The 24,955-nt window shown below is 39.9% G+C and carries 32 protein-coding genes; 8 read left to right on the forward strand and 24 right to left on the reverse strand.

Annotation, left to right across the window (positions count from 1 at the left end; genetic code table 11):
• From AAY42_RS10135 to AAY42_RS10195, 17 genes are all read right to left on the reverse strand, one after another.
• Positions 1-393 carry a hypothetical protein gene (locus tag AAY42_RS10135; protein WP_055394806.1) on the reverse strand — a complete coding sequence of 131 codons (393 nt, stop codon included), beginning with the start codon at positions 391-393 and terminating at the stop codon, positions 1-3.
• Positions 393-713, reverse strand: coding sequence for a hypothetical protein (locus tag AAY42_RS10140; protein WP_055394808.1), 321 nt, complete (start codon positions 711-713; stop codon positions 393-395). The genes AAY42_RS10135 and AAY42_RS10140 overlap by 1 nt, the downstream gene beginning before the upstream one ends.
• On the reverse strand, positions 701-1,027 hold the full coding sequence (locus tag AAY42_RS10145) for a hypothetical protein (protein ID WP_139063705.1): 327 nt from the start codon (positions 1,025-1,027) through the stop codon (positions 701-703). Before AAY42_RS10145 ends, AAY42_RS10140 begins: the two co-directional genes overlap by 13 nt.
• A complete protein-coding gene (locus AAY42_RS18155) occupies positions 1,024-1,203 on the reverse strand; it encodes a hypothetical protein (RefSeq protein WP_139063706.1) in 180 nt (59 codons plus the stop codon). The genes AAY42_RS10145 and AAY42_RS18155 overlap by 4 nt, the downstream gene beginning before the upstream one ends.
• 130 nt (positions 1,204-1,333) lie before the next feature.
• Complete coding sequence (locus AAY42_RS18555) at positions 1,334-1,468, reverse strand: hypothetical protein (RefSeq protein ID WP_262491951.1); 135 nt, start codon at positions 1,466-1,468, stop codon at positions 1,334-1,336.
• A gap of 1 nt (position 1,469) precedes the next feature.
• Positions 1,470-1,829: a hypothetical protein gene (locus tag AAY42_RS10150; RefSeq protein ID WP_139063707.1), complete on the reverse strand. Its 360-nt coding sequence runs from the start codon at positions 1,827-1,829 to the stop codon at positions 1,470-1,472.
• 311 nt (positions 1,830-2,140) lie between these two features.
• Complete coding sequence (locus tag AAY42_RS10155; protein ID WP_055394814.1) at positions 2,141-2,599, reverse strand: hypothetical protein; 459 nt, start codon at positions 2,597-2,599, stop codon at positions 2,141-2,143.
• Positions 2,600-2,824: 225 nt separating this feature from the next.
• The gene (locus AAY42_RS18290) at positions 2,825-2,980 is read right to left on the reverse strand and encodes a hypothetical protein (protein WP_175288752.1); all 156 of its coding nucleotides are present in this window, start codon (positions 2,978-2,980) and stop codon (positions 2,825-2,827) included.
• A complete protein-coding gene (locus tag AAY42_RS10160) occupies positions 2,967-3,194 on the reverse strand; it encodes a hypothetical protein (RefSeq protein WP_055394816.1) in 228 nt (75 codons plus the stop codon). Before AAY42_RS10160 ends, AAY42_RS18290 begins: the two co-directional genes overlap by 14 nt.
• A 1-nt stretch (position 3,195) precedes the next feature.
• On the reverse strand, positions 3,196-3,840 hold the full coding sequence (locus tag AAY42_RS10165; protein WP_055394818.1) for a DUF3164 family protein: 645 nt from the start codon (positions 3,838-3,840) through the stop codon (positions 3,196-3,198).
• 62 nt (positions 3,841-3,902) lie between these two features.
• Positions 3,903-4,088 (reverse strand): hypothetical protein, encoded by a 186-nt coding sequence (locus tag AAY42_RS10170; protein ID WP_055394820.1) that lies wholly within the window; start codon positions 4,086-4,088, stop codon positions 3,903-3,905.
• On the reverse strand, positions 4,075-4,473 hold the full coding sequence (locus AAY42_RS10175; RefSeq protein WP_055394821.1) for a hypothetical protein: 399 nt from the start codon (positions 4,471-4,473) through the stop codon (positions 4,075-4,077). The genes AAY42_RS10170 and AAY42_RS10175 overlap by 14 nt, the downstream gene beginning before the upstream one ends.
• Positions 4,474-4,494: 21 nt before the next feature.
• A complete protein-coding gene (locus AAY42_RS18560; RefSeq protein ID WP_262491952.1) occupies positions 4,495-4,626 on the reverse strand; it encodes a hypothetical protein in 132 nt (43 codons plus the stop codon).
• A gap of 12 nt (positions 4,627-4,638) precedes the next feature.
• The gene (locus AAY42_RS10180; RefSeq protein WP_139063708.1) at positions 4,639-5,112 is read right to left on the reverse strand and encodes a hypothetical protein; all 474 of its coding nucleotides are present in this window, start codon (positions 5,110-5,112) and stop codon (positions 4,639-4,641) included.
• A 183-nt stretch (positions 5,113-5,295) separates the two neighbouring features.
• Positions 5,296-6,192, reverse strand: coding sequence for an AAA family ATPase (locus AAY42_RS10185; protein ID WP_055394825.1), 897 nt, complete (start codon positions 6,190-6,192; stop codon positions 5,296-5,298).
• 11 nt (positions 6,193-6,203) lie between these two features.
• On the reverse strand, positions 6,204-8,195 hold the full coding sequence (locus AAY42_RS10190) for a hypothetical protein (protein WP_055394827.1): 1,992 nt from the start codon (positions 8,193-8,195) through the stop codon (positions 6,204-6,206).
• 4 nt (positions 8,196-8,199) lie between these two features.
• Positions 8,200-8,394, reverse strand: a complete 195-nt coding sequence (locus AAY42_RS10195) for a hypothetical protein (protein ID WP_055394829.1) — start codon at positions 8,392-8,394, stop codon at positions 8,200-8,202.
• 80 nt (positions 8,395-8,474) lie between these two features.
• On the opposite strand from AAY42_RS10195, the gene AAY42_RS10200 reads away from it, so the two are divergent.
• Positions 8,475-8,942 (forward strand): hypothetical protein, encoded by a 468-nt coding sequence (locus AAY42_RS10200; protein WP_055394832.1) that lies wholly within the window; start codon positions 8,475-8,477, stop codon positions 8,940-8,942.
• Here AAY42_RS10200 and AAY42_RS18295 read toward each other — a convergent pair whose 3' ends face one another.
• The 3 genes from AAY42_RS18295 to AAY42_RS18300 are packed head-to-tail and all read right to left on the reverse strand — an operon-like array spanning position 8,943 to position 9,611.
• A complete protein-coding gene (locus AAY42_RS18295) occupies positions 8,943-9,113 on the reverse strand; it encodes a hypothetical protein (RefSeq protein WP_175288753.1) in 171 nt (56 codons plus the stop codon).
• Positions 9,110-9,466 carry a hypothetical protein gene (locus AAY42_RS10205; RefSeq protein WP_139063709.1) on the reverse strand — a complete coding sequence of 119 codons (357 nt, stop codon included), beginning with the start codon at positions 9,464-9,466 and terminating at the stop codon, positions 9,110-9,112. The genes AAY42_RS18295 and AAY42_RS10205 overlap by 4 nt, the downstream gene beginning before the upstream one ends.
• Positions 9,467-9,473: 7 nt before the next feature.
• Positions 9,474-9,611 carry a hypothetical protein gene (locus AAY42_RS18300; RefSeq protein WP_175288754.1) on the reverse strand — a complete coding sequence of 46 codons (138 nt, stop codon included), beginning with the start codon at positions 9,609-9,611 and terminating at the stop codon, positions 9,474-9,476.
• A 760-nt stretch (positions 9,612-10,371) separates the two neighbouring features.
• Here AAY42_RS18300 and dinB point away from each other — a divergent pair.
• On the forward strand, positions 10,372-11,604 hold the full coding sequence (gene dinB / locus AAY42_RS10210; RefSeq protein WP_055394836.1) for a DNA polymerase IV: 1,233 nt from the start codon (positions 10,372-10,374) through the stop codon (positions 11,602-11,604).
• A gap of 117 nt (positions 11,605-11,721) precedes the next feature.
• Complete coding sequence (locus AAY42_RS10215; RefSeq protein WP_055394837.1) at positions 11,722-14,748, forward strand: DNA polymerase III subunit alpha; 3,027 nt, start codon at positions 11,722-11,724, stop codon at positions 14,746-14,748.
• Here the strand turns inward: AAY42_RS10215 and AAY42_RS10220 are convergent.
• Both AAY42_RS10220 and AAY42_RS10225 read right to left on the reverse strand, forming a co-directional pair.
• Positions 14,701-15,879 (reverse strand): acyl-CoA dehydrogenase family protein, encoded by a 1,179-nt coding sequence (locus AAY42_RS10220; RefSeq protein ID WP_055394839.1) that lies wholly within the window; start codon positions 15,877-15,879, stop codon positions 14,701-14,703. The two genes, AAY42_RS10215 and AAY42_RS10220, sit on opposite strands and share 48 nt — an antisense overlap.
• Before the next feature lie 55 nt (positions 15,880-15,934).
• Positions 15,935-16,645, reverse strand: a complete 711-nt coding sequence (locus AAY42_RS10225) for a tRNA1(Val) (adenine(37)-N6)-methyltransferase (RefSeq protein WP_055394841.1) — start codon at positions 16,643-16,645, stop codon at positions 15,935-15,937.
• Between the two features lie 276 nt (positions 16,646-16,921).
• On the opposite strand from AAY42_RS10225, the gene AAY42_RS10230 reads away from it, so the two are divergent.
• Positions 16,922-17,194, forward strand: a complete 273-nt coding sequence (locus tag AAY42_RS10230; protein WP_245625613.1) for a Bor family protein — start codon at positions 16,922-16,924, stop codon at positions 17,192-17,194.
• A gap of 52 nt (positions 17,195-17,246) precedes the next feature.
• On the forward strand, positions 17,247-17,459 hold the full coding sequence (locus tag AAY42_RS10235; RefSeq protein WP_055394845.1) for a hypothetical protein: 213 nt from the start codon (positions 17,247-17,249) through the stop codon (positions 17,457-17,459).
• Between the two features lie 57 nt (positions 17,460-17,516).
• On the opposite strand, the gene rimM is transcribed toward AAY42_RS10235, so the two are convergent.
• Positions 17,517-18,044 carry a ribosome maturation factor RimM gene (gene rimM / locus AAY42_RS10240; RefSeq protein ID WP_055394847.1) on the reverse strand — a complete coding sequence of 176 codons (528 nt, stop codon included), beginning with the start codon at positions 18,042-18,044 and terminating at the stop codon, positions 17,517-17,519.
• 11 nt (positions 18,045-18,055) lie between these two features.
• Positions 18,056-18,697, reverse strand: a complete 642-nt coding sequence (locus AAY42_RS10245; RefSeq protein WP_055394849.1) for a 30S ribosomal protein S16 — start codon at positions 18,695-18,697, stop codon at positions 18,056-18,058.
• Between the two features lie 210 nt (positions 18,698-18,907).
• Here AAY42_RS10245 and dnaE point away from each other — a divergent pair, with 210 nt between their 5' ends.
• From dnaE to trxA, 3 genes are all read left to right on the forward strand, one after another.
• Entirely contained in the window at positions 18,908-23,293 is a 4,386-nt protein-coding gene (gene dnaE / locus AAY42_RS10250) for a DNA polymerase III subunit alpha (protein WP_055394851.1), read from the forward strand.
• A gap of 14 nt (positions 23,294-23,307) precedes the next feature.
• Complete coding sequence (locus AAY42_RS10255; protein ID WP_055394853.1) at positions 23,308-24,534, forward strand: cytochrome c3 family protein; 1,227 nt, start codon at positions 23,308-23,310, stop codon at positions 24,532-24,534.
• A gap of 94 nt (positions 24,535-24,628) precedes the next feature.
• Complete coding sequence (gene trxA / locus AAY42_RS10260) at positions 24,629-24,946, forward strand: thioredoxin (protein ID WP_055394855.1); 318 nt, start codon at positions 24,629-24,631, stop codon at positions 24,944-24,946.
• Positions 24,947-24,955 lie beyond the last annotated feature (9 nt).

The following is a 24,955-nucleotide window of genomic DNA, read 5'->3' on the forward strand; positions in this document are numbered from 1 at the left end:
CTATTTTAAATCCATTAATAATTTCATCTTAAACAGCTTTTTTTGGTTAGGTGTCAGATTCCACATTAAACCATTGATTTCACCAACAAGTTTGTTGTATTTAGATTTAGGAACTTTTTTTATTTCTCTAAGCAATTCGTACTCTTTTTGAACGGCCCAATCTTTTTCTGTCAATTCGTCCAGTTCCTTTTGCTCAAGTCGGCCCTTGAATTCATAAGGTTTCTTAACTCCCTTATCAGTTGGTGTGCATTCAATAATTGAACCTATTGATTCACCCATTAATTTTTTCCCATACCAATCAACCTTACCTGTCTTAGAGTTCCTGTATCTATATCTAATTTTCTTGTCCCTACTTAAAGTCCTTCCTAGATATGTAAGAGTTATTCTGTCCATTATGCCAGTTTTTGGTTGATTTCATCAGCTACCATCCGAAGGGTATGGTAGTGTTCTTCCCGATGGCCAAGGTCAACAATCGACATTCTTAAACAGCTTTCCAGTTGGTCGGCCTCATAGTATTCCAATTTGAATTTGAACGTTTTGTTACTAGGATAAACATCTATCTGTTTCTTCATGAGTTTCTTGCCAACCTGTCTCAATATCGAGCGTTTAACATTGATAAGCCTTATGCTTGAAGGCTCAAAGTTCAGTTCGGCCAATTCTCCATTGATGGCCTTTAATTTTTCCAAGTTCAATTCTATCTTTATAGGTTCCATGTGTTGAATGTGTAGGGTACTTGGGTCTTTTTCTTTCTGGGAAGCTTTTCTGTTGGAGGATTCATTCTTGAAGGCACCATGATTTCAAAATCACCGCAATCATTATCAATATTTCCGTGGGGCATAGCCTCAATCCTGTTTATCCGCTTCTGTATCCGGGTTATCTCCGCGCACAATGCCAGTTTTTCGTCCATCCTAAGAAAGTTCTGTGGATTGTCAAAGTTTTCTTTTGGGTCTATGTCACATAATTCCAGAAAACGCATGAGGCCGTCCCGATTGCGCCTCAACTCCAAAAGTTTGTATCTGTACTTCATCCGCAATCGGTTATTATAGCAACCTTCTTTTCGCAATACGTACAGGTATAGTGTTCTTCCTCACAGCCTACAGATGCAGATTTGATATGCATTTTGGTCTGTGGATGTGTACAGGCCTCCTGCAACTGACGTATGTACCATGGAATCGGGGATGGGTGTATGTGGATTATTTGCATATCTAGTCCTTTAAATAGTTAAAATGTTCATCTGAAAATGATTCGACTAATAGGAAAAGGGCCAAAATCAGCCAAATGGGAAAATAGATTATCATGTTAATGGCCAAACAAAGGGTTACAAATGCTCTTTTCATAATACCTTTACATTGTTTTGGGTTTTTTCAATTTTTGTGGGTTCAAATTTTATCGACTGTAAAACCGTATTCATATCCTTGGCCACCACCCATTCAACCCGTCCATCGTATATGACTCTATACAACTTCATATCACTTGTATTTTCTGGCCACCATGTTTTCAAGGGCAGCTATTATTTTACTGGTCTCTTTTGGCTCCATCTGTTTCAATGGTTTTCTGACAGGACATCTAGGGTCATTGTGCAGCCAATTTCCAAGGGCCGCAATGTCCGCAATGTCCCGCCCGGACTTCGGGTTTAATTTCTTCCATCCGTAGTTCATGCAAAGGGCCAATATGGTCTTATGCTGATGGTTGTTCTTGTCGAACATGCCCCAACCATAGGATGCGTGCTTGTGCGGTGTGCCACCGAGTTTTTCAATGATGCGGTTCGCCTCGTCGAAAGTCAGGTCGTTACAGCTTATTTTAGCCACATCACGGGTTGCCCACTGCACAAATTCCTCTTTGATGTCGCGGTTGGGCGTATTGACATGTATGTATTGTTTCTGGGCCTTTGTTGCTTTCATAACAATCAGTTCAATACGTCCCACATGTGCGGGTCGATTACTGTATGTATGGCAAGCACAAGGCAGGTCACGACAATCGCTATAAAGACGATGACAGCAATTGACCTGCCCATATACTCAAAAAAAAGGTGGAGCCGTCTAAGCAGTCCTAAATAGTATTGAATCCTTATAATCAATAGAGTTTGGATAAAAAGGATGCATACAAAAATGTAGTTATATGTTTCTTGATTTTCCATGGGCTACTTTTTTACTTTTGATGGGTTTAGAAATTCTTTTTCTATCTGATTAACAAGAGGGACAACCTCATAATGCCTTTGACAGAAATAATCAAACATCTTTCTCATTAGCCCAAAATCTTCCCCTTTTGACCAAAGTGCGATCATTGGAATTGTTTTCGAAAAGAACCTTTGTCCATAACATATTCCACATTCAGCTGCGGCATCCTTTCCAGATGGCGCATAATAAATGAATATGTTACAAGTGGCGGCGCCATTAACATCAAAATCAAAACTTTGGTCAGATTCAGCAGAATTGACCCATGTTTCGAAATCAAATTTTTTGGTAACGTGGTTGTGATTCTCCCCATAGTTGTTTTCAATCCAACTAACCACATTATGACCGTGGTCACGTAGTTCTTCTGTTAACATTTCGACTCCATGCTGATTTTTCCAGCTACTAGCTATATAAATTTTTGCCATGATATTTGTTTTTGTTTATACTCTTTAAAAATGCCCGTCTTTCCCGGCTGTCATTCTTTCTGTGCTTTGGGGCAAATATGCTTTCGAATCGGCACCCCGTTTATCCTCAATTCCGTTTAATACTCTTTCCGGCGGGAACCGGAACCGTTAGGGCCGGAAAAGGGCTTTAAAACACAGCTTTTTGCCCGAAGAAATCCGAGACCGTTTATAGCCAATTCCCTCGCTTTACCTCTTTGCCAGTACCCGGCTTCGGTAATCACCTTCATACCAGACAGCACCGTTACTTATTTGTTCTGCTTCTATTTTTTTGGCAATCTTCAAAGCTTTGATTGCCTGTCTTCTCAAAAAATTTGGATTGTTCTCTAATTCAGTGTGTTGCATCGGATGTATTTTTGTTTTGGGCATAATTTGTAATATCTCTATAGATACTTGAAAAGAAAACCAAGTTGGTCTTTAGCCTTCGTTTTACTTTGGGACTTTTTGCCCTACTAAGGTCATAGTCAAAATCCTCGATGATTCGCTCTAATTCATAGACCAATTTTTCCGTGTCTAGGTTGGCATGTTTAACCGTAGTTGCCTTTACATCAAATGCCATATCAAAGACTGCTGAAGTTCATATCCAACGTTTCCCAATTGCCATTGGCATTCTTGAACTTGAACCTATACCCAAATCCCTTCATGTGAATGCTGTAGCTTTCCTTTAATAGCTTGATGCCCTCATGCCACCTTGCGTCTGAAAATCTATCCTCGCTTTGGAGAATTACCATCACACGGCTGTATTCCAATTGTCCGGCCTCGTTTTTGGTGAGAAGTTCCATTAACATTTCATAGCCGTCCTTATCCTTTTTCTTGATGGAATCGGCCAAGAAGTCCTTGATAAGCTGTGCGCCCTTCTCACTCCGTTCATCCCAATGTGGCTGGGTGTCCCTGGTACGGGTTATCCTAACGGTCTTAGCAGCGTTATCAATACTGAAACCACCTTTGCTCTTTACCGGAAACTTTCCATAATTCTCAAGCTCAGCGGCCATCTTGTTCATTTCGACACCGCAGGTCTTCTTTACATCGGCCATAAATTCCGACGCCTGTTTTGCCAAACTGAAAATATTGTTTGCCACATAGTCCTTTTCCTTTTCATAGCGCTTCCTTTCCCTCTCTTGGGCATTTCGCTTATCAGCTTTCTTCTTGGCCAACATTTCCTCCAATTCCTCGATTGTTGGCTCTTGGTTCTCGTTTTTTTTCATATTTCAATTATTAAGGTTCTACTATTTCAGGGTCAATCACCTCAATTTCCATGAGTTCTTCCCTACTCACTTGCAGTGACGGGAACAGGTCTTTGTCTTTCGTTTGTTTTGGGTTTTTCGATAAGTTCATATAGCTTCATTGTATAGTTGTAAATCTTCTCAAAGTGTGGGTTAGCATATCCTTCCACTGAATTGAACAGATAATTTTTCATTGAGTCCGCCCTTTTCTTTATCTCAGCTTCCGACATATTCCACGATTTTCTTAGACCTTGCATGATTTAAAAGGCGTTTACTGAAAAGCCTGTGCGTATCCACTACAGACCTGTTCAATATCTGGAGTGCTTCCTCCGGGCTTGGCAATGGTTTCATATCCGTTACATGGTCCAGAAAATCCAATAGACAGTCCAAATAAGCATCCAACCAAAACTTGAACAGTGAATTGTCAGCTACCAAATTTTGAAGGTCTTTATCGTCCCTTTCAGCGAATATCACGTGGCCGTTTTGGGTTGGTATTGAATATTGGTTACTATAGCTCTTGTTTTCGCACCATCTAAGCCAATCCTCCATGATACGTTCTTCCATCTGCTGGTCATCAAACCCTAAAACCACCTTTATTTGTTGTTCTTCAGTCATTTTTTTTGGTTTTATTCAATTTTAAATACCGTACATAGCTATCGTGGCAATAAACCCCAAACACAAACCAAATGCTACCCCAAACAGTGCAGCTATTATCAATTCTATTATGTATTCCCTGTTTTCTTTTAATCTTAGAAAAGTTTTGTCCATGATATTTTTATTTTAAATGTTCTTCCAATATTTGTCCGCACCTTCTTGCCATACGATGTATTCATCAGGCAGTTTGCCACGGCTCATTCTACTTCGGCTGGTCACCTTGAATCCTTCGGCGAACAGTTTTACGTCGGCATCGAAACGAATCTTCTTGGCCAATGCCCCAACAGCTTGTTTGCCATCGGCATGGCTGTTGAATATGAACAACTTGGTAGGGAAGTCGGCCAATAGTTGCTTGTACTCCCTGATGTTCATTTTTAGGTACTGCACCGAATCGATTATGATGATTTTGGCGCTTCGCTTTTGCATCAATCTTTCACGGTGGTCTTCTATGGGCCAACCGTTCAACAACATAAAAGAACCCTTTCGGCACTCTGTCATCTTGTTTTCTTCCATCAAAGACCGCATACTGCCACGGTCTTCTTCTTCCAGTGCGTTATAATCGACTTTATAGTATTTCGTAAGCTCTTTGGCCAGTTGCATCAGGAAAGTAGATTTACCCATGCCGGAATCACCCATAAGAAACCAACTGCCCCGGCATTCGGGCGTTCCAATCAGGTTCTTGAAATTTCCTATCAACGGTATGGTCTCCACTTTCTGGCTTTTCATTTTCTGCGGACTGATTGCCCGCCGTTTCATTTTTCGCATAGTGTTCTACGGTATGCGTTAAGCAGGTTCTCCTACTTCTTGAAATTCCTGTACAGTTATTTCGTTTATGGCCTTTGCCATGATTTGTTGCTGTATCTCTATGTCTCGCTTCACACGTCTCATATCACCATCGGAATTGGCATAGATATACCCGATTGTCTCAGCGTCAAATATGTCATTGGCGTTACAAACCTTTCGAACATCGGATTTTGAAATTGGGTCAAGACCAATGAACTTTCTACCTATACGGCTGTACATTTCTGCATATCCTATCTTATCACGGTTAACACCGTTCATCACCCGTTTTTCAAGTGCCTTTACACCGCTTAGAACAAAGGCACAGTATCCATCAAGCTCGTTGTAAAAATCCATGAACAAGTCCATCTGTGAATCCTTTAGCTTATCAAACTGGTCAATGATTACTATGGGCCTGTGCATTCCCTTCAATTTTTTTATAAAGGTCTCAACAAGGAATTCCAACGTTCCGCTATTATTAAGGCCAGCAGCGGCCATAAGATGCTTCATGTAGCTTTTCTTTGTCCATGAGTTTGCGCATTCAAGGTGAATCACGTTATCGTGGTTCTTCACATACTGACGGTATGCATGGGTCTTTCCGCGTCCTGCATTTTCGCTTATCGCGATACTGATACTGTTGTCATGGGCGTTCTTGATGAGTTGGGTAAGGAGAAGTAAATTTGAGGTAGGTGCGGATTTCCAAGAAAAATCCATACGAAGGTTGACTTCAATGGACTTGAACATATCAACGCTTATGGTACTCCATTTTTTGTTGATTATCTGGTTGATTATGGCGGCCGATACCCTGGCCCTGTTAGCCACCTTGGCCTGTGATGTCTTCTTGGCCTGTCTGGCGACTTCATCTGCGATACGGTGCATTTGTGCTACTGAAAAATCCATAGTTTATAGTGTTACATTCTATCGAGAAAACTTAGCGATTCGACTTCGCTGCGCCTTTCTTTGGGAAGGCTGCCACCCAATTTCATATCCAGTTCTTGGTCTTCGACCAGTTTTTCAGGGGTAAGTCCCGTGCGTTTCCTAATCTGCTCCACACGTTTTTTGATTCGTTCTTCCTCGGTGATTTTGACCTTCATGTCCTTACGCATGATTACGCTTTCCTCCTTGGTTCTTGTAGCACCGATGGGGTTGGCCAGTCTCTTTGGCTGCGCATCCGCTATGAACTGACGGTTACCATTGGGAAGTTCCACATGTAACCTAACATAGTTGTCCATTTGGTCAGGGTCGTACTGAACAAAGAACTTGCAGTTTGTCCATTTGTCCCTGAAATCGATATCTATGTTCCCGTCGGCATCGTATACTTCGTAGTGGTATTCCTTGCCTGAAATGATAGGCCGAATACCCTCACGGGTGTACTTCCTTGAATCCTTTGTGGAGACCCAAAACATATCCATGGCATCGAACACGGTGATTTCCTCCTTTAATACCTCTATATGGTTCTGGTATACCTCCATTCGGGTCTCAGGATGGTTGGGGTGCTTTGATCTGTTCCACTGCTCCACACATTGATTGAATGCCCTTTCCAGTTCCTGCCACGGCTTGAGTTTGTGCTTGAACGATTTGATGAAATCCACATTGACATGGCTGTCCATCTTTTTGCTTCGGACACCCTGCTTGTCAGAGAACCATTTAGTGTTCAATACTTGCTGTTGGAACCTACTGAAAAGGCCTTCCACTGGTGAACCATGACGTCGAGCAGCGTGCTTATAGTGCTTGCCGCCGTTGTTGGCGACGAGTTTACCATATAGGTTCTGCATTTCCTTGGTGGTGTGTCCGCTCTGACCGTCATAGGAAAATTCAAAAGGACGCCTTAAAGTGTTGTTAACCGCCATTTTAATGGCCTTAAAGTGGTCGCCATGGGTCTCTGTTTGGGAAAAGCTAAACCCTAATATCCGCTCACTGTAAACATCGAAGACCAAATCTATCTTGATGTCAGCACCCATTCCCTGCGCATTGTCCTTGAAATGCACCCAATCCAACTTGGAACCATCGATGGCCCAATAGGCATTCGGAAACATTTTGTTCTTGTCACGGCGCATCTTATGCCCAAATTTGTTCCTGAAGTAATCTTCACCATGACGGGCATAGCACCATAATTTTTCCTGTCTCGGTTCCTTTAGCCATTTGTTTATGGCCGATTCGGATAATATCGGCCAACCGTTGGCCGTCCTCACCTTCATATATTCCGTATGCAATACCGGAACCACTGGTTTATTGGGAAGCATATAAAAACCCAATATCCATTCGGCCACTGCACCCTTTATCTTTTTGCTGTTGGTATTGCCGATGGCGCTGTGTATGAGCGACTGAAGGCCTTCAGATTTGTATTTTTTCAATTTATTGTCCAATGCCCTATAATTCTTGGGAAGGTTGTGCGGATAGGGTCTTATGGAAGTGCCGGGTCGGGTGAATGCCTGAAGTTTGGTTATCACCTCACAGATTTCTTTTTTTGCCGGGCCAATCTTTATTCGCATACCAGTGCGCTGTTTTACCTTGATGTCATAAATTAGCTTGTCGTACAAGTCTAAAATCTGAGCTTCGGCATAATACTGTGCAATGCGTTCGGGAAGAAGTCCACGGCCATCTTCATCAATGTACTCATCAAAATACCTTGAAGCCTCTATATTGTTTTCCAACCTATCCGTGAACCTTTTTACGTCGTCTTGGCTGTATGGGTCTCCATATGCATTTTTTACAGCTTCTTTGAAAGTTTGTGGAAGACTTGAAAATTCAATTAAAGCCTGTCTTCCATTTCCACCGTTTCTTATTTTGTTTATCTTTCCAGACCTACAGTAATATTTATAGTTTGGATATGACATCAAGCACATATCTTCATAAAGAACAACTGCCGGAACCGCTATAGTATTTTGGTAAGTTTGGTACATACTATCAGGGAATAGGTTGAAAAAATTCGATAGTTCTTTTTAAATCTTCGAATATTTTCGACGCCTTGTTACTGTCAATATCAACATCATTGGAAATAATGTTATTGATATAAGTATGACTTACCTTATGTTTACGAGCTATGGCGCGAACTTTACCCATAAGTATCTCTTTTTCTGATTCTGTTAATTCCGCTTTCATAAAAAAATATTACTTTCCGATGTGGAAACAAATATATTAGAATATAATCTAATATTCCAAACTGGAATCGAAAAAATTTTATGATTACGTCGAATTTAAACGATTATTTAACCCGAAAAGGTATTACTCCTTCGAGGTTAGAAAAAGACCTTAAAGTCAGTAATGGTAGTATTTCTGGGGCTATTTTGCATGACAGAAGTATTGGGTCTAAGGTGGTAGAAAAAATTTTACTGAAATTTCCTCAATTAAATGCAAATTGGCTTTTTACTGGTATCGGTGAAATGGAGTTAAATATCGACCAAAGTGGTTTGCTAAATGAAAGAATAATCTCTAAAGGTGAAGATGTAAATCTTATAAATGAGGTTGTTTCTTTTTTTGGTTTAGGCTCAAAAAGAGAGTTAATCGAACTTTTTGAACGTATCAACGAAAAAAAGGCCATAGCCAATCAGAACATTATGGCGATGAAAATGGAGAGGCTAGAAACGCTGATGGGTACGTTGGTAGTAGATATGAATGAACTTAAAGAGGAAAAACAAAGAAAAAAGTAATTAAATTTTGGTTAGGTCATCCAATGCGCCATATAAAGCTTCGTTCAATTTATTAAGATTTTGCTTAAGATTTTGTCTTAATCTATTTCTTATCGCTGCCCTCTCAGTCGCACTGTAAAGATTCTTGTTCTCTTCTAAATCCAGTGCTTGCTCCAACAAACTCTTCTTCATTTATTTCTGGATTTATTGATAAAATAATATGCAATCAATACAAGTGCAAAACCCAAGTTGTACAATACTTTTGTAGTGAATTCATTTGTAGTGGTGTTCCTTGCATCCCATAAGTAAATGTTAAGTTGGAAGAACAGCATAAATATAGGTGCAAACATTGCCAGTCTATAGGATTTACCCCTTGCATTCAAAAACGCAAAAATCCATCCAGTTAAGCCTACTATAAACAATGATACTACCCATATACCAACACGAAGGGATGAAAAGCCACTAAAACCTTCCATCCCTTTAAAAATCTCAAAATCGTGCAAATAAGGTAAAAATGACATGGCTAGAATGAGCAATGCCACCATAAAGTCCTTATATATCCGATTCCTTGACTTCTTCGTTTTCGATTGTGTTTTGATCGATGATTTCATCTGTGCTTTCATTTTCACAGGCGATGGAGATTGATGATACCGCAAACGCCAACGCCAAAACAAATACTACTCTTTTCATGTGAAGAAATTTTTATGATTAATAATGTCATAAAATTATCTCCAAATGACTGTTATGTAGGAAATTACTTTTTAATTTATCAAAAAGATATTAAGATAAAAGGTAATCTAAGGGGAAGGGCAATTTAGGTATTAATTTGTTGCGGTAGTTATAGAAAAACCTTAAAAATACTGTGGTTTTTACCCATGCTTAACACTAATATAAACAAATAATACCAGTTTTATTTTATAGAATCTAATTATAATAACATGTAAATATCTGTTTATCAGTTTAATAAGAATAATTATAACTTATTTTAGGTGCATTGTCAGGTGTTATAAGTAATATTTATATGTTGCTTTTAGTGAATTTTAGCCGTGTTTAATGTAAATTTTAACATATTTTAAGCCAAAAACTCCATTTATAAGTGATTAAAATCAATAAAATACTATCCCCAACACTATCCCCAACACTATCCCCAACCTTAAATGCATACATTTTCAAACTTTTATAAATTCGTTTTATTTAGCATATATACATGAAGAAACTATTGCATTTTCTCAATTATAAATACCTTTAAACGCCTTTAAACAGTAATACATAGGTTATTTTAGGTTTTAGCACGTATTCGGTTGTAAAACAATTGTAAATTAAAATCAATTGGTTGTAGACAAAAGGAAGTCAATGGTAGTTTATGTATAATTCGTTTAAAGTTGGAGGCACACCCTAAAAACGCGGGCAACCCCAATAAACATCTATTATTTGAACGATTTTTGAACTTATTTTTTATGTATTATTTGTTTTCTTAGCCCTATTACATCTTGATCTGGATACTTTCTATGTATCCGTAGAGCGTATCATTAATACGGAGCTTCAAAGCAAGCCACTATTGGTAGGTGGTACCAGCGATCGTGGTGTAGTGGCAGCATGCAGTTATGAGACACGAGGGTTTGGAGTACATTCAGGCATGCCCATGAAAATGGCCAAGGAGCTTTGCCCGGAAGCCGTCGTAATTCGCGGCAATGCCGGCACATATAGCAAATATTCCGATGTGGTCACGGAAATCATCAAAGAACATGTACCTCTTTTTGAAAAATCGAGTATTGATGAATTCTATGCCGACCTTTCGGGTATGGATCGTTTTTTTGGTTGTTATAAATACGCCTCAGAAATGCGACAAAAAATCATAAAAGAAACCGGATTGCCTATCTCATTTGGACTTTCCGTAAACAAGGTCGTTTCTAAAGTAGCCACCAATGAGGCCAAACCTAACAACCAGCTTAAAATAGATTTTGGCCTGGAAAAACCATTTTTGGCTCCTTTGTCCATCAAAAAAATCCCTATGGTGGGCGACAAAACCTATCAAACCCTAAGAAATTTGGGTATTCGGAAAGTGAAAACGGTACAGAAAATGCCCATGGATATTATGCAACGGGTACTGGGGTCCAACGGGAGAATCATCTGGAAACGCGCCAATGGCATGGACAACACTCCTGTAATCCCCTTTCATGACCGTAAGTCCATTTCTACGGAACGTACCTTTGACAGGGATACCATTGATGTTACCAAGCTCAAAGGAATTTTACTTGCCATGACCGAGAATTTGGCCTATCAATTGCGACGGGGCGATAAACTGACCGCATGCATCACGGTGAAAATTCGATATTCAGATTTTAATACCTATTCCAAACAATTACGGATTCCCTATACCAGTGCTGATCATATTCTTATTCCAAAAATCCTGGGACTGTTCAATACGCTATATAGCAAGCGAATGTTGGTACGCCTAATCGGGATTCGATTCAGTCATTTGGTCTCGGGCAATTATCAAATCAATCTTTTTGAAGATACTGAAGAAGCCTTGAACCTATATCAGGCCATGGATTATGTGCGAAATAGGTTTGGTGGACGAAGTGTTATACGAGCCTCTGCCATGGGAGCAAAAACTATAGGCAGCATGTACAACCCTTTTAACGGACAACCTCCGGTGGTGTTGGCGCATAGAAAACAATAGGCTGTAGGCTGTAGGCTGTAGGCTGTAGGCTGTAGGCTGTAGGCTGTAGGCTGTAGGCTGTAGGCTGTAGGCTGTAAAACTATAAAATCCAGACAACTGATTACTGATTACTAAACATTGTACCTAAACTGTCACACATATTATAGTATACGCTACGGCACCTTCTCAGAGCTGGAACTCTTGGAGCTTGCCCAACAAAACCACGTAACCCGTTTGGTACTGACTGATATCAATAACACTTCTGCAGGACTCAATTTTGTGAGAAAGGCTTCGGAATACAGTATCACCCCCCTTTTAGGAATTGATTTTAGAAATGGGGTAAAACCTTGTTTCTTGGGAATTGCCAAAAACAACGAAGGCTACCTGGAATTGAACAACTTTTTGTCGCACCATCTTCACGAAACTTTGGAAATTCCACAACGGGCTCCCGCTTTTAAAAATGCATTTATAGTCTATCCGTTTGAGCAAGTCTTGTTAAATGAACTCGAGAATTTTTCGGAACATGAATTTATTGGAGTTTCCATCACCGATTTAAGAAGATTGCCCTTTTCCAGATTGGTCAAGCTAAAAAAGAAATTGGTCGTGCAGCAACCGGTCACTTTTAGGAACAAGGCCGATTTTAATGCCCATCGCTTGCTACGAGCTATTGACAATAACGTGTTGTTGAGTAAACTTCCACAGGAAGAAGAGGCCAACGAAGCCGAAAAAATGTTTCCCATCCAAAACCTGGCCACCGCCTTTTCAGAATATCCTTTTATTTTGGAGAACACTGAAAAGCTACTAAACCAGTGTACTATACATTTTGATTTTTCAAAGGGGCGAAAGCCACAAAACCTTCAAAACTACACAGGTAGTATAAAAGAAGATGAACAACTCATTGAAAAATTATGTCGTGAAGGTCTCCCCTATCGTTATAAAAAAATTGACACATCCATCAAGAAACGATTGGACAAGGAGTTGGATCTCATTAAAAAAATGGGGTTCGTCTCCTATTTTTTGATCAATTGGGATATTGTTTCCGAAGCATCCCGAAGGGGTTTTTATTATGTGGGGCGAGGTAGTGGTGCCAATAGCATTGTGGCCTACCTGCTTCGCATTACCGATGTGGACCCCATGGAACTCGACCTCTATTTTGAACGATTTATCAATTTATACCGTGCTAATCCGCCAGATTTTGACATTGATTTTTCCTGGCGAGACAGGCCGGCTATGACCCAATACATTTTTGAACGTTTTGAACACGTTGCCCTTTTGGGCACCTATGTTACTTTTAAGGAGCGTGGTATTATCCGGGAACTGGGAAAAGTCTTTGGGCTCCCCAAGCAGGAAATCGATTTTTTGTCTACAGGAAGGTACAATCCAAATCAACTGGACAGTATGTCCAAGCTTGTCCTTAAATATGGTAAATTACTGAAGGGAAAACCCAATTACCTCAGCATTCACGCAGGCGGAATTTTAATCAGTGAAAAACCGTTGCATTGGTTCTCAGCTACCCATCTTCCTCCAAAAGGATTCTCCACTACCCAGTACGACATGGTCATTGCAGAAGATGTTGGACTTTACAAATTTGACATCTTGGGCCAACGCGGATTGGGAAAAATAAAGGAGGCCTTGGAAATTGTAGCCTATAATCAACCTGAAAAACATCAGAATATTGACATTCACGACATCCAAGGTTTCAAAACGGACGATACCATAAACAACCTCATCAAAACTGCACAGTGCATGGGGTGCTTTTATGTGGAATCACCTGCTATGCGAATGCTGCTCAAAAAATTGGAAGTGGATAATTATTTGGGATTGGTGGCCGCCAGTTCCATTATTCGTCCCGGAGTGGCCAAAAGCGGTATGATGCGGGAATATATTCTTCGTCATCGCCATAAAGGAAGAGCCAAAGAAAAAGCACATCCTGTAATGCTGGATATTATGCCGGACACCTATGGCGTAATGGTCTACCAAGAAGATGTAATCAAAGTAGCGCACCATTTTGCAGGTTTGGATTTGGGCGAGGCCGATGTGCTCCGTAGGGGTATGAGCGGTAAGTTCCGATCGCGGGAAGAATTTCAAAAGGTAAAGGACAAATTCATTTCCAACTGTCGTAAAAAAGGCTATTCGGACACCTTAATATATGAGGTATGGAATCAAGTCGCTAGTTTTGCAGGCTATGCCTTTGCCAAGGGGCATTCGGCCTCCTATGCGGTAGAAAGTTATCAAAGCCTTTTTCTAAGAGCTTATTTTCCTTTGGAATACTTAGTAGCAGTCCTAAATAATGGAGGTGGATTTTATCGTTCCGAATTCTATATTCACGATGCCCGTATGATGGGTGCCACCATTCATCCTCCCTGTGTAAACAACAGTAATATAGCCAACCGTATTTGTGGTAGCCATATTTATCTAGGGATGCTATACCTACGGGATTTGGAAAGCAGGGTCATGGAGCGTATTGTTAAGGAAAGAACCCTAAACGGACACTTTGTTTCTTTGGAAGGTTTTTTGGACAGAGTGATGATTTCGGTTGAACAACTTGCCATCCTGATTCGTATTGATGCGTTCCGTTTTACCAGAATCAACAAACATGAACTGCTTTGGAAAGCACATTTGATGCTATCAAAAAATGACCGCTTGGAACATCCGAAACTCTTTCCTCCACGTCACCAAAAATTTCAGATTCCTAAACTACATACCACAGATTTGGAAACTGCTTTTGAAGAATTGGAGCTCTTGGGTTTTGCCCTCTGCAGTCCTTTTGAGTTATTGGCAGAGCCTCCTAAAAATACTCACGGACAACGGAATTTGCATCGCTATTTGAACAAACATATTGATATTTATGGTTATCTGATTACAGTAAAAAACACCAGCACCCATACTGGAAAACGTATGCATTTTGCCACTATGGTAGATCAACACGGGGAGGTATTCGACACGGTGTTATTCCCATCGGTAGCTGCCAAATATCATTTTAGGGGTAAAGGCATTTATCGATTTTATGGAAAAGTTGTGGAGGAATTTGGTTTTTTAAGCATTGAAGTCATCAAAATCCAAAAACAGGATTATATCTCCGATCCCAGATATGCCGATATGAAAACAAGTAAAAAGCTATTTGAAAGCAGGGTGTCCCGTAATATCAGCTCCGGTAATCAATAAATGGATATCATGTGTACCCTCATAGGTAATCACACTTTCCAAATTCATCATATGACGCATGATACTATACTCACCGGTAATTCCCATTCCACCCAAAACCTGTCGCGCTTCGCGGGCAATCTTGATTGCCATATCCACATTGTTTCGTTTGGCCATAGAGATTTGGGCAGTTGTAGCTCTCCCTTCATTTTTAAGCTGTCCCAATCGGAATGCCAACAATTGCGCTTTGGTGATTTCTGTAATCATTTCGGCCAACTTTTTTTGCTGTAATTGGGTAGCCGCAATGGGTTTTCCAAATTGGATTCGTTCCTTGGCATAGCGCAAGGCCGTATCATAACAATCCATAGCAGCGCCAATGGCTCCCCAAGCAATCCCGTAACGAGCTGAATCCAAACAACCCAGTGGAGCTCCCAATCCAGATTTATTGGGCAATAAATTTTCCTTGGGCACTTTTACATTATCAAAAATAAGTTCCCCTGTCGCAGAGGCACGCAAAGACCATTTGTTATGGGTTTCAGGGGTTGAAAAACCTTCCATGCCACGTTCCACGATAAGGCCGTGGATTCTTCCATCTTCATTTTTTGCCCAGACTACGGCAACATCTGCAAAAGGTGAATTGGAAATCCAAAGTTTAGCTCCATTTAATAGAAAATGGTCTCCCATGTCTTTGTATTTGGTTTCCATTCCACTAGGGTTAGAACCATGATTGGGTTCCGTAAGTCCAAAACAGCCCATCCACTCTCCAGTTGCGAGTTTTGGCAGGTATTTTTTTCGTTGTTCCTCCGTTCCGTAAGCAAAAATGGGATACATGACCAAAGAAGATTGCACCGAAGCCGTAGAACGTACTCCACTATCCCCTCTCTCAATTTCCTGCATAATCAACCCATAGCTGATTTGGTCAAGCCCGGCTCCACCATATTCCTCAGGAATGTAAGGTCCGAAAGCGCCAATCTCTGCCAATCCCCCAATAATTTGATCGGGAAACTCTGCTTTTTGGGCATACTCTTCTATAATAGGTGAAATATCCCGCCTCACCCATTGACGGGCTGCATCGCGCACCAATTTATGCTCTTCAGAAAGTAAATCATCAAGATTGTAGTAATCAGGAGCTTCAAACAAATCTGGTTTCATTCAAAAAAATTTGTTTAAAGATACTAATGAAATGTAACAATGTAATCGCATATTGTTACATTTTTAAATAGAACGCTTTGGTAAGGTTGATATATTCATCAGTGTACTGATGACGCTCCAACTCGATTATTAATTCATTCGTTTTAACGTGCTCACTTGAAAAGCTAAATTCCAATAAGCTGCGTTTTACCTCTGTGCTCGGATTCCCCTTGACCCTTGTAATTCGATTTGGAAAAAGACCCTGCTTTTGAGCTAAAGCAACAAAGTTGCTTTCCTCTTTAAATGGAAGGATTACAGAGAATATTCCGGTTTCGGAAAGTAACTTTGAAACACCCTCTAAAAGTTCGTGAAAAGGTAACGAACTTGTTTGACGCGCTTTGTCTCTTGAACTGTCTCCGCTTGTAACTTTCTCAGCGTAAAAAGGCGGGTTGGAAACTATCAAATCGTAGGTGTCTTCAATTTCATCTGTGAATTCATCCAACCCTGCATGATAACAAAACAATCGGTCTGCCCAGGGCGTAGCTTCAAAATTTTCAACACATTGTTCGTATGCATTCTCATCCAATTCAATGGCATCGATTACCTCCGCATTGGAACGTTGCGCCAATTGTAAGGCAATTATCCCAGTTCCTGAACCAATGTCTAAAATGGAGTCAGGCTCCGAAACCAAAGATGTCCAAGCTCCAAGTAACACGCCGTCCGTGCCAATTTGCATGGCACAGCGATCCTGACTAATAGTAAATTCTTTGAATTGAAATGGTTTCATTGCTCCAAATGTAATCGTAAAAACATGTATCCCACAAACTCAATTCATGCTTTTATAAAGTCAAAACTGTTATCCGTTAGATTAGAAGTCTCCACCTCTTGTATTCCAAGTACATTGGTCGCTTTGAATAATTCGAAACCAAATTTTAAACATAACTATGAAAAATCTTTTATGCTGTTGTTGTTATGTTAGAATTATTATCCAACCGGACTCAAAGCGAGTAATATAAATGTTTAATCCTAAATTTAAAAAATGATTAAAAAAACAATGAAAACGATGGCTGTCGTATTCGCTGCATCGATGTTATTAACTTCTTGTTATTCTTACACTAGTGTAGTAGGAAATGGAGCCCAGGGAAACAATAAAACAACAAAATGGAATCACTATCTAATTTCTGGCCTGGCACCTATTGGAGTTTCCGATTCAAAAGCAATGGCTAAAGGTGCCGAAAACTATACTGTACACACTAGACAGACCTTTGTGAACGGACTGGTTTCAGCATTGACATTTGGAATTTACGCTCCATCTACAACCACGGTAACAAAATAAAATTTAAAAAAGGAGAACCTGATACGTATCAGGTTCTCCTTTAATTGATGTAATGAAAAGAGTGCTATTTTATATATCTACAGGAATTGCTATAGTTGTGCTTTTTAATATTGCAGATATCTTAATCACCGATCTAAATCGACTCACTGACTATGGATATGGCTATTTGGTTGGAAAAATAATTCTATTGATAACTTCTATTGGAATAGCAGTATTGACCAGAAAACGCAAAAATGAAAAACATTCTTTACAACAAAAACCATAGGCAATAACCCAGTATCTACATCCATGGATGAAATAGTAAAAAACAAAGGCTAATTTTCTAGGTAAGATATAATTCCACCAACCCTTCTGGTGTCTTTACATGAATCTGTTTGTTCTGGCGATCCACCTTTTTGATAATGTCATCGGTAATTGGAATCAATAGTTCTTTCCCATCCTTTTCAGCTTCAAAAAGTTCTTGGGAGGCACTGTCGTTTACTGCTTTGATGATTCCAATATCCCCATGGACCTCATCCATAAGAGTAAACCCAATGACTTCATGAAAATAAAATTTGTCTCCTGTTAACGGTGGGAGCATCTCAAGTGGCAAGTACAATTCCGCTCCAATCATTTTATCTGCGGTAGGTTCATCTTTTACTTCTTCAAAATCAATACGAAGCAATGCAGATTTATGTAATCGGCAACGGTCAATAAAAAATGGAATCAGATTGTTCCCAATTGAAACAAATACTGATTCCATGTTTTCGTAAATATCGGGTTCATCGGTGTCTAATTTTACCAATAATTCACCCTTAAAACTATATTTTGAAACGACTTTGCCCAGGTAGAAGCAATCTTCCTTGCGCATCGTCTGAGTATTTACTCTTCTTCTTTGCTAGCTTCGGCCTCTTCAGCAGGAGCAGCTTCCTCAGCTTTAGCTTCCGGCTTAGCAGCTTCTTCTTTAGCTGGTTCTTCAACCGCTGGAGCCTCTTCTGTAGTTTCAGCTACATCTTCTGAAGGAGCGGCTTCCTCAATAACAGGCGCACTTTCTTCAATCACTTCTTCTTCTACTTCTGGCAATGCAGCAGCAGCTCTTTTGTCGCTAACTTCTTTTTCAGCTTCCAATGCTTTTGCTTTGGCCTCAGCTTTTGCTTTATCCAAACCACCAACTTTAGCAGCTACAGCTTTTTCTTTTTCTTCAACCCAGGCTTTGAACTTCTCCTCTGCTTGTTCTTCGGTTAAAGCTCCTTTGCGAACCCCACCTAATAAATGGTGCTTCATCATAACACCTTTATAAGATAAAATAGCTCTTGCAGTATCGGTAGGCTGTGCTCCATTGCTCAACCATTTCACAGATCCATCAATATCTAAATTAATAGTGGCTGGATTTGTATTAGGATTGTATGTTCCTAATTTCTCCAAAAATTTACCATCTCTTTTTGCTCTGGAATCTGCAGCAACCACCCAATAGAATGGTTTACCTTTTTTACCGTGTCTTTGTAGTCTAATCTTTACTGGCATATCACATTAATTTGTAGGGTGCCCGACCCTGATTATTAATTCTTTTTTTTCGCTTTCTACTTAAGCGGGTGCAAATATAATTCAATTCCCTTAACAGTCAATATGTTTTGTGTTTTTTATTGGTTGATAAATCTTTACAACTCTTTTTTCTGAAACCTCTCTTCTTGCTTATTTTTATTCATTACTATTTTTTGACTGATAAAGAGATTTATGTACCTAATCTTCGATACTGAAACCACAGGCTTGCCCAAGAGATGGAACGCGCCAATCACTGATACGGATAATTGGCCCCGATGCATACAGATTGCATGGCAGCTACATGATGAATTGGGCAATTTAGTGGAGCATCAGGATATGTTGATACAACCAGATGGTTTTAATATTCCCTATGAAGCGGAACAAATACATGGTATTTCCACAGCTTTGGCAGAGGAAGATGGAGTGCCCTTAAGTGAAGCCTTGGAACTTTTTAATGATGCGCTTTCCAAAGCAAAATTTGTTGTGGGACAAAATGTGGATTTTGATGTCAATATCATGGGATGCGAATTCCATCGTTTGGGTGTTGAAAACTCTCTGGCCGAACTTCCAGTTTTAGATACTTGTACCGAGGCTACGGCCGAACTTTGCAGAATTCCTGGAGGTCGTGGGGGAAAGTTCAAATTACCCACGCTTACCGAATTGCATGAATACCTTTTTGGGGAACCTTTTGCAGAAGCACATAATGCCACTGCAGATGTGGAAGCTACCACTAGATGCTTTTTAGAACTTGTTCGAAAAAAGCATTTCTCTATCAGCGAGCTGGATGTTCAACCTGATTATTTTGAACATTTCTCAGAAGCCAATCCACAGACCATTGAGCTTATTGGATTAAAGCACATCAATCTTAAAAAAGCATCCAAAGCTATTTCAGATGCCCTTTGGGCAGAAGATACTGGTGAAATCTCAGAGGCAGAAATCAACGAAAATGTTGAAAGCCTAGCAGATGCATCTTTTGCTCATTTACACAACCATTCCCAATTTTCGGTGCTTCAGTCCACCATAAACATTAAAGATTTAGTAAAATCAACCGCTAAAAATGGAATGTCCGCTGTTGCCCTAACAGATCATGCCAATATGATGGGCGCTTTTCATTTTGTAAAAGAAGTAAAAGCCCACAATAAAAATGTAAAAGAGAAAAATGCTGAACTAACCACTAATGGAGAGGTTCCAACAGAAAAAGAAATTACCCCAATTCTAGGCTGTGAATTTTTTGTTTGCGATGACCACACCAATAAAAATGTAAAAGATTATGGGTATCAGATAGTCCTACTTGCCAAAAATAAAAATGGCTACCTAAACCTGGCCAAAATGTCTTCCATTGCCTATACGGATGGGTTTTACTATGTGCCCAGAATCGACCGGAAAATTATTGAACAATATAAAGAAGATGTAATTGCCCTTACCGGAAATCTTTATGGGGAAGTACCCAACAAAATATTGAATGTAGGTGAAAAGCAGGCGGAAGAAGCTTTGCTTTGGTGGAAGGAACAGTTTGGCGACGATCTGTACATGGAAATAATGCGCCACGGTCAAGAAGATGAAGACCGGGTAAATCAAGTTTTAGTGCCATTGGCCAAAAAGCATCAAGTAAAGCTGGTCGCTACCAACAACACCTATTATTGTGATAAAAAAGACGCCGAAGCACACGATATTTTGCTTTGTGTAAAAGATGGTGAAAAACAAACCACCCCTATAGGCCGAGGCCGGGGGTATCGTTATGGGTTGCCCAATCAAGAATATTATTATAAGTCTTCGGATGAAATGAAGACCTTGTTCAAAGATATTCCAGAAGCCATTTTAAATGTGCAGGAGATAGTCGACAAGGTGAAGCCCTTTGATTTGGCAAGGGATGTATTACTTCCAAAATTTGATATTCCAGAAGAATTCAAAGTACAGGACGATGAAGTTGATGGTGGAAAGCGTGGTGAAAATTCTTATTTAAAACATATCACTTACGAAGGTGCTAAAAAACGCTATGGTGAAATCACCGAGGAAATCACGGAGCGTATTGATTTTGAGCTAAAAACCATAGAAAATTCTGGATACCCTGGATATTTTCTTATTGTCGAAGATTTCATCCGAGAAGCTCGAAACATGGATGTGTCCGTAGGACCTGGTAGGGGTTCAGCAGCAGGTTCGGTGGTTGCCTATTGTTTATGGATCACCAACATTGACCCATTAAAGTATGACCTTCTTTTTGAGCGGTTCCTAAATCCGGATAGGGTATCCATGCCCGATATTGATATTGACTTTGATGATGAAGGCAGAGGTAGGGTCATGGACTACGTAATCAATAAATATGGCGCCAATCAAGTTGCACAAATTATCACCTACGGTACCATGGCGGCCAAATCTTCCATTAGGGATACTGCCCGGGTATTAGATTTGCCCCTTAACGATGCAGATCGTATTGCAAAGCTTATTCCCAACATGTCCAAACTGAACAAAATCTTTGGAGTTGAGGAATCAGAACTAAAGAAAAAATTCCGTTCAGACGATTTGGAAAAAGTTCATGAGCTCTTGAATATTTCTGAGGGTGATGATTTAGAAGGGCAAACAGTTAAAATGGCTCGCGTGCTTGAGGGGTCACTCAGAAATACTGGAATACATGCTTGTGGGGTCATAATCACTCCAGATGACATTACCAATTTTGTCCCCGTAGCCACAGCAAAGGATTCAGACTTGTATGTGACCCAGTTTGATAACTCTGTTGTGGAGAGTGCCGGTCTTCTTAAAATGGATTTCCTTGGATTGAAAACATTGACGCTGATTAAGGATACAGTGAAAATTGTCAAGGCAAGAACTGGGGTTGAATTGGTCCCAGATGATTTTCCATTGGATGACGAAAAGACATATGAGTTATTCCAACGTGGGGATACCGTAGGAATATTTCAATATGAATCCCCGGGGATGCAAAAACACATGAAAAACCTGAAACCAACGGTTTTTGATGATCTTATTGCCATGAATGCGCTATACCGCCCTGGGCCGATGGAATATATTCCCAGCTTTATTTCGCGTAAACATGGGGATGAAGAGATTACCTATGACCTTCCCGATATGGAGGAATACCTAAAGGAAACGTATGGAATTACGGTATATCAGGAGCAGGTGATGTTACTTTCGCAAAAGCTTGCGGGCTTTTCGAAGGGTGATGCCGATGTTTTGCGAAAAGCAATGGGTAAAAAGATTTTTGCCCTGCTTCAAAAATTGAAACCACAGTTTTTGGATGGGGGCGAAAAGAACGGTCATCCAAGGGATGTTCTAGAAAAGATATGGAAAGATTGGGAAGCCTTTGCATCATATGCTTTCAATAAAAGTCACTCTACCTGCTATGCGTTTATCGCCTACCAAACCGCCTATTTGAAGGCCCACTACCCTGCTGAATATATGGCAGCGGTATTGTCAAACAATATGAACGACATAAAACAGGTCACCTTCTTTATGGAGGAATGCAAACGTATGGGGCTGGAAGTACTTGGGCCAGATGTAAATGAGTCCTATTACAAGTTTGCCGTGAATAAGAGTAACGCAGTTCGTTTTGGCATGGGCGCGATTAAGGGTGTTGGACGTTCTGCGGTAGAAACCATAGTGGAAAATAGAAAAGAAGACGGCCCTTATAAATCGGTATTCGATTTGGCCAAACGCGTAGAACTCCGTTCTGCCAACAAAAAATCTTTTGAAAATCTTGCTCTAGCTGGAGGATTCGATTCTTTTGGGGATACTCATAGATCTCAATACTTTCATGATGAGGGAGATGGCATAACTTTTCTGGAAAAAGTAATAAAATCGGCAGCAAAATATCAGGAAAACCAAAACTCCTCACAAATGGATATGTTTGGAGGAATGAGCGAGGCGCAAATTGCCGAACCTGTTGTTCCTCCCTGTGAAGATTGGGGCACTATGGAAAAACTCCGTCGCGAAAAGGAAGTTGTTGGCATCTATATTTCGGGACATCCTTTGGATGACTTTAAAAAAGAGATAACTGCATTTTGCAACAGCAGTGTATCTGCCTTTACCAGTTTGGAAAATTATGTGAATAGAGAACTAACGGTTGCGGGTGTGATTACAGATGTGCAACACCGAATTTCAAAAAATGGAAAGGGCTGGGGACTTTTTACCTTGGAAGATTATACAGATACTCATGAATTCCGGATTTTTGGGGAGGAATACCTAAAGTTCAGGCATTTTCTAATGATCAATTCCTTTGTTCATGTAAAAGCTTTTGTTCGTGAAGGTTGGGTAAATCGGGATACGGGTAAAAAAGGTGACCCAAGATTACAGTTCAATGATTTTAAACAGCTTCAAGACGTAATGGACGCCTATGCCAAAAAATTGACCATCAAATTGGACATTGCCCGTTTACAAGAAAAACGCATTCAAACTTTAAAGGATACATTACGGTCATACAAAGGTGACCATCCGCTCAATTTTATTGTGTATGAAATGCAGGATGAAATAAAATTAAATCTATCCAGTAGAAAGCAAAAGGTGAAAATAAACAGTGAACTTCTTTCTGCACTGGAAGAGAATGAGATACACTACAAATTGAACTAAACTTTGATAAGTTTATGGATACCCATCAATCAACTATTTTAAAGAGTTTTTTGATTGGTGCTGGACTTTTTTTTGTTGCATTAGCCATTTACAATTGTAAAAACCCAGAGATAGCTTCTGATTATCTAATTATTGAACCTATCGCCATTCATGAAAATGGAAAAGCTTTTGCAGGTTCTACCAGTTGCATCCCTTGTCATACCGATATCTATAATTCGCATATAGGCACTGCACATTTCAAAACCTCGGCTCTTGCAGATTCTTCAAAAATCAAAGGTAATTTTGAATTCGGGAAAAATACATTCACGCTAAACGACCGTGTATTGTTTACGATGATGGCAACAGATTCAGGATTTTATCAACGAGCTAATTTCATCCACAACGAACTGGAATTATTTAATCTACAAGTAGATATTGTTGTTGGGTCTGGCACAAAAGGGCAATCCTATTTAAGTTGGGAAGAAGATGCGCTTTTTCAATTACAAACCTCTTATTTTACACCAACTGACCGTTGGACCAGTAGCCCGGGGCTAAAAGAACTTATTTCACCACGACCAGTTATTGCGCGCTGCTTTGAGTGCCACTCCACCTATGCAAAAAACACAACTCCAGACAAAAAGGGAAATCATTTTGATAAAAGTCAAATTATTTACGGGATAGATTGCGAACGCTGTCATGGAGCTTCAGCAAAACACGTTGGGTATCACATAAAAAACCCCGATGCCAAAGTTTCTAAATACGTTATAAAACATTCAGCACTGTCAAAGCAGCAAAAATTAGATGCATGTGCCTTATGCCACTCTGGAGACAGGAAACCAATTCAACCTCCTTTTAGCTTCACAATTGGTGATGATCTAAGCAAATTCTCAACATCTGAAACCAAAGAAAATAACATCTCATTGGATGTGCATGGCAACCAATATGGCTTATTAACGGCGAGTAAGTGTTTTACAAAATCAAAGAACATGGATTGTACCAGTTGTCATAATCCACATAAAAATCAAAGAAATCAAACTTCTACATTCATCCAAAAATGTATACAATGTCACTCCAAGGGTAAAACAGTTTGTATGGCTACCAAGGACGTGCAGCGTATGAAAGATAATAATTGTATTTCTTGCCATATGCCCCTAATTTCTTCCAAATCGATGAAAATTCAACTGGACACAATGGAAACTGCCGTAAAAGTTAGAACACATTTAATTTCCATTTATCCTGAAGATACAAGTAAACAACCATAGAATTGAACAATGACACCATAGGTAAAAGGAATCTAGATACCGTAAGGAAACTGTATGATATTTGACTAACTTTGCGAATAATAAAACAAATAAAATGGCACTAGAAATAACAGATGCAACTTTTGATGAAGTAGTACTTAAAAGCGACAAGCCTGTCGTTGTGGACTTTTGGGCAGCATGGTGCGGGCCTTGTAGAATGGTAGGACCTATCATAGAGGAAGTTAGTTCTGAATATGAAGGAAAAGCCGTGGTTGGTAAGGTAGATGTTGATGCCAATCAGCAATTTGCCGCTAAATATGGTGTACGTAACATTCCCACTGTACTTGTTTTCAAAGATGGTGAAATCGTTAACCGTCAAGTTGGAGTGTCTCCAAAGAAAGTATATACTGATGCTATAGAAGCTTTATTGTAAGCTTTGTAA

Source organism: Flagellimonas eckloniae (genome assembly GCF_001413955.1).
In the GTDB taxonomy this organism is placed as follows: domain Bacteria; phylum Bacteroidota; class Bacteroidia; order Flavobacteriales; family Flavobacteriaceae; genus Flagellimonas; species Flagellimonas eckloniae.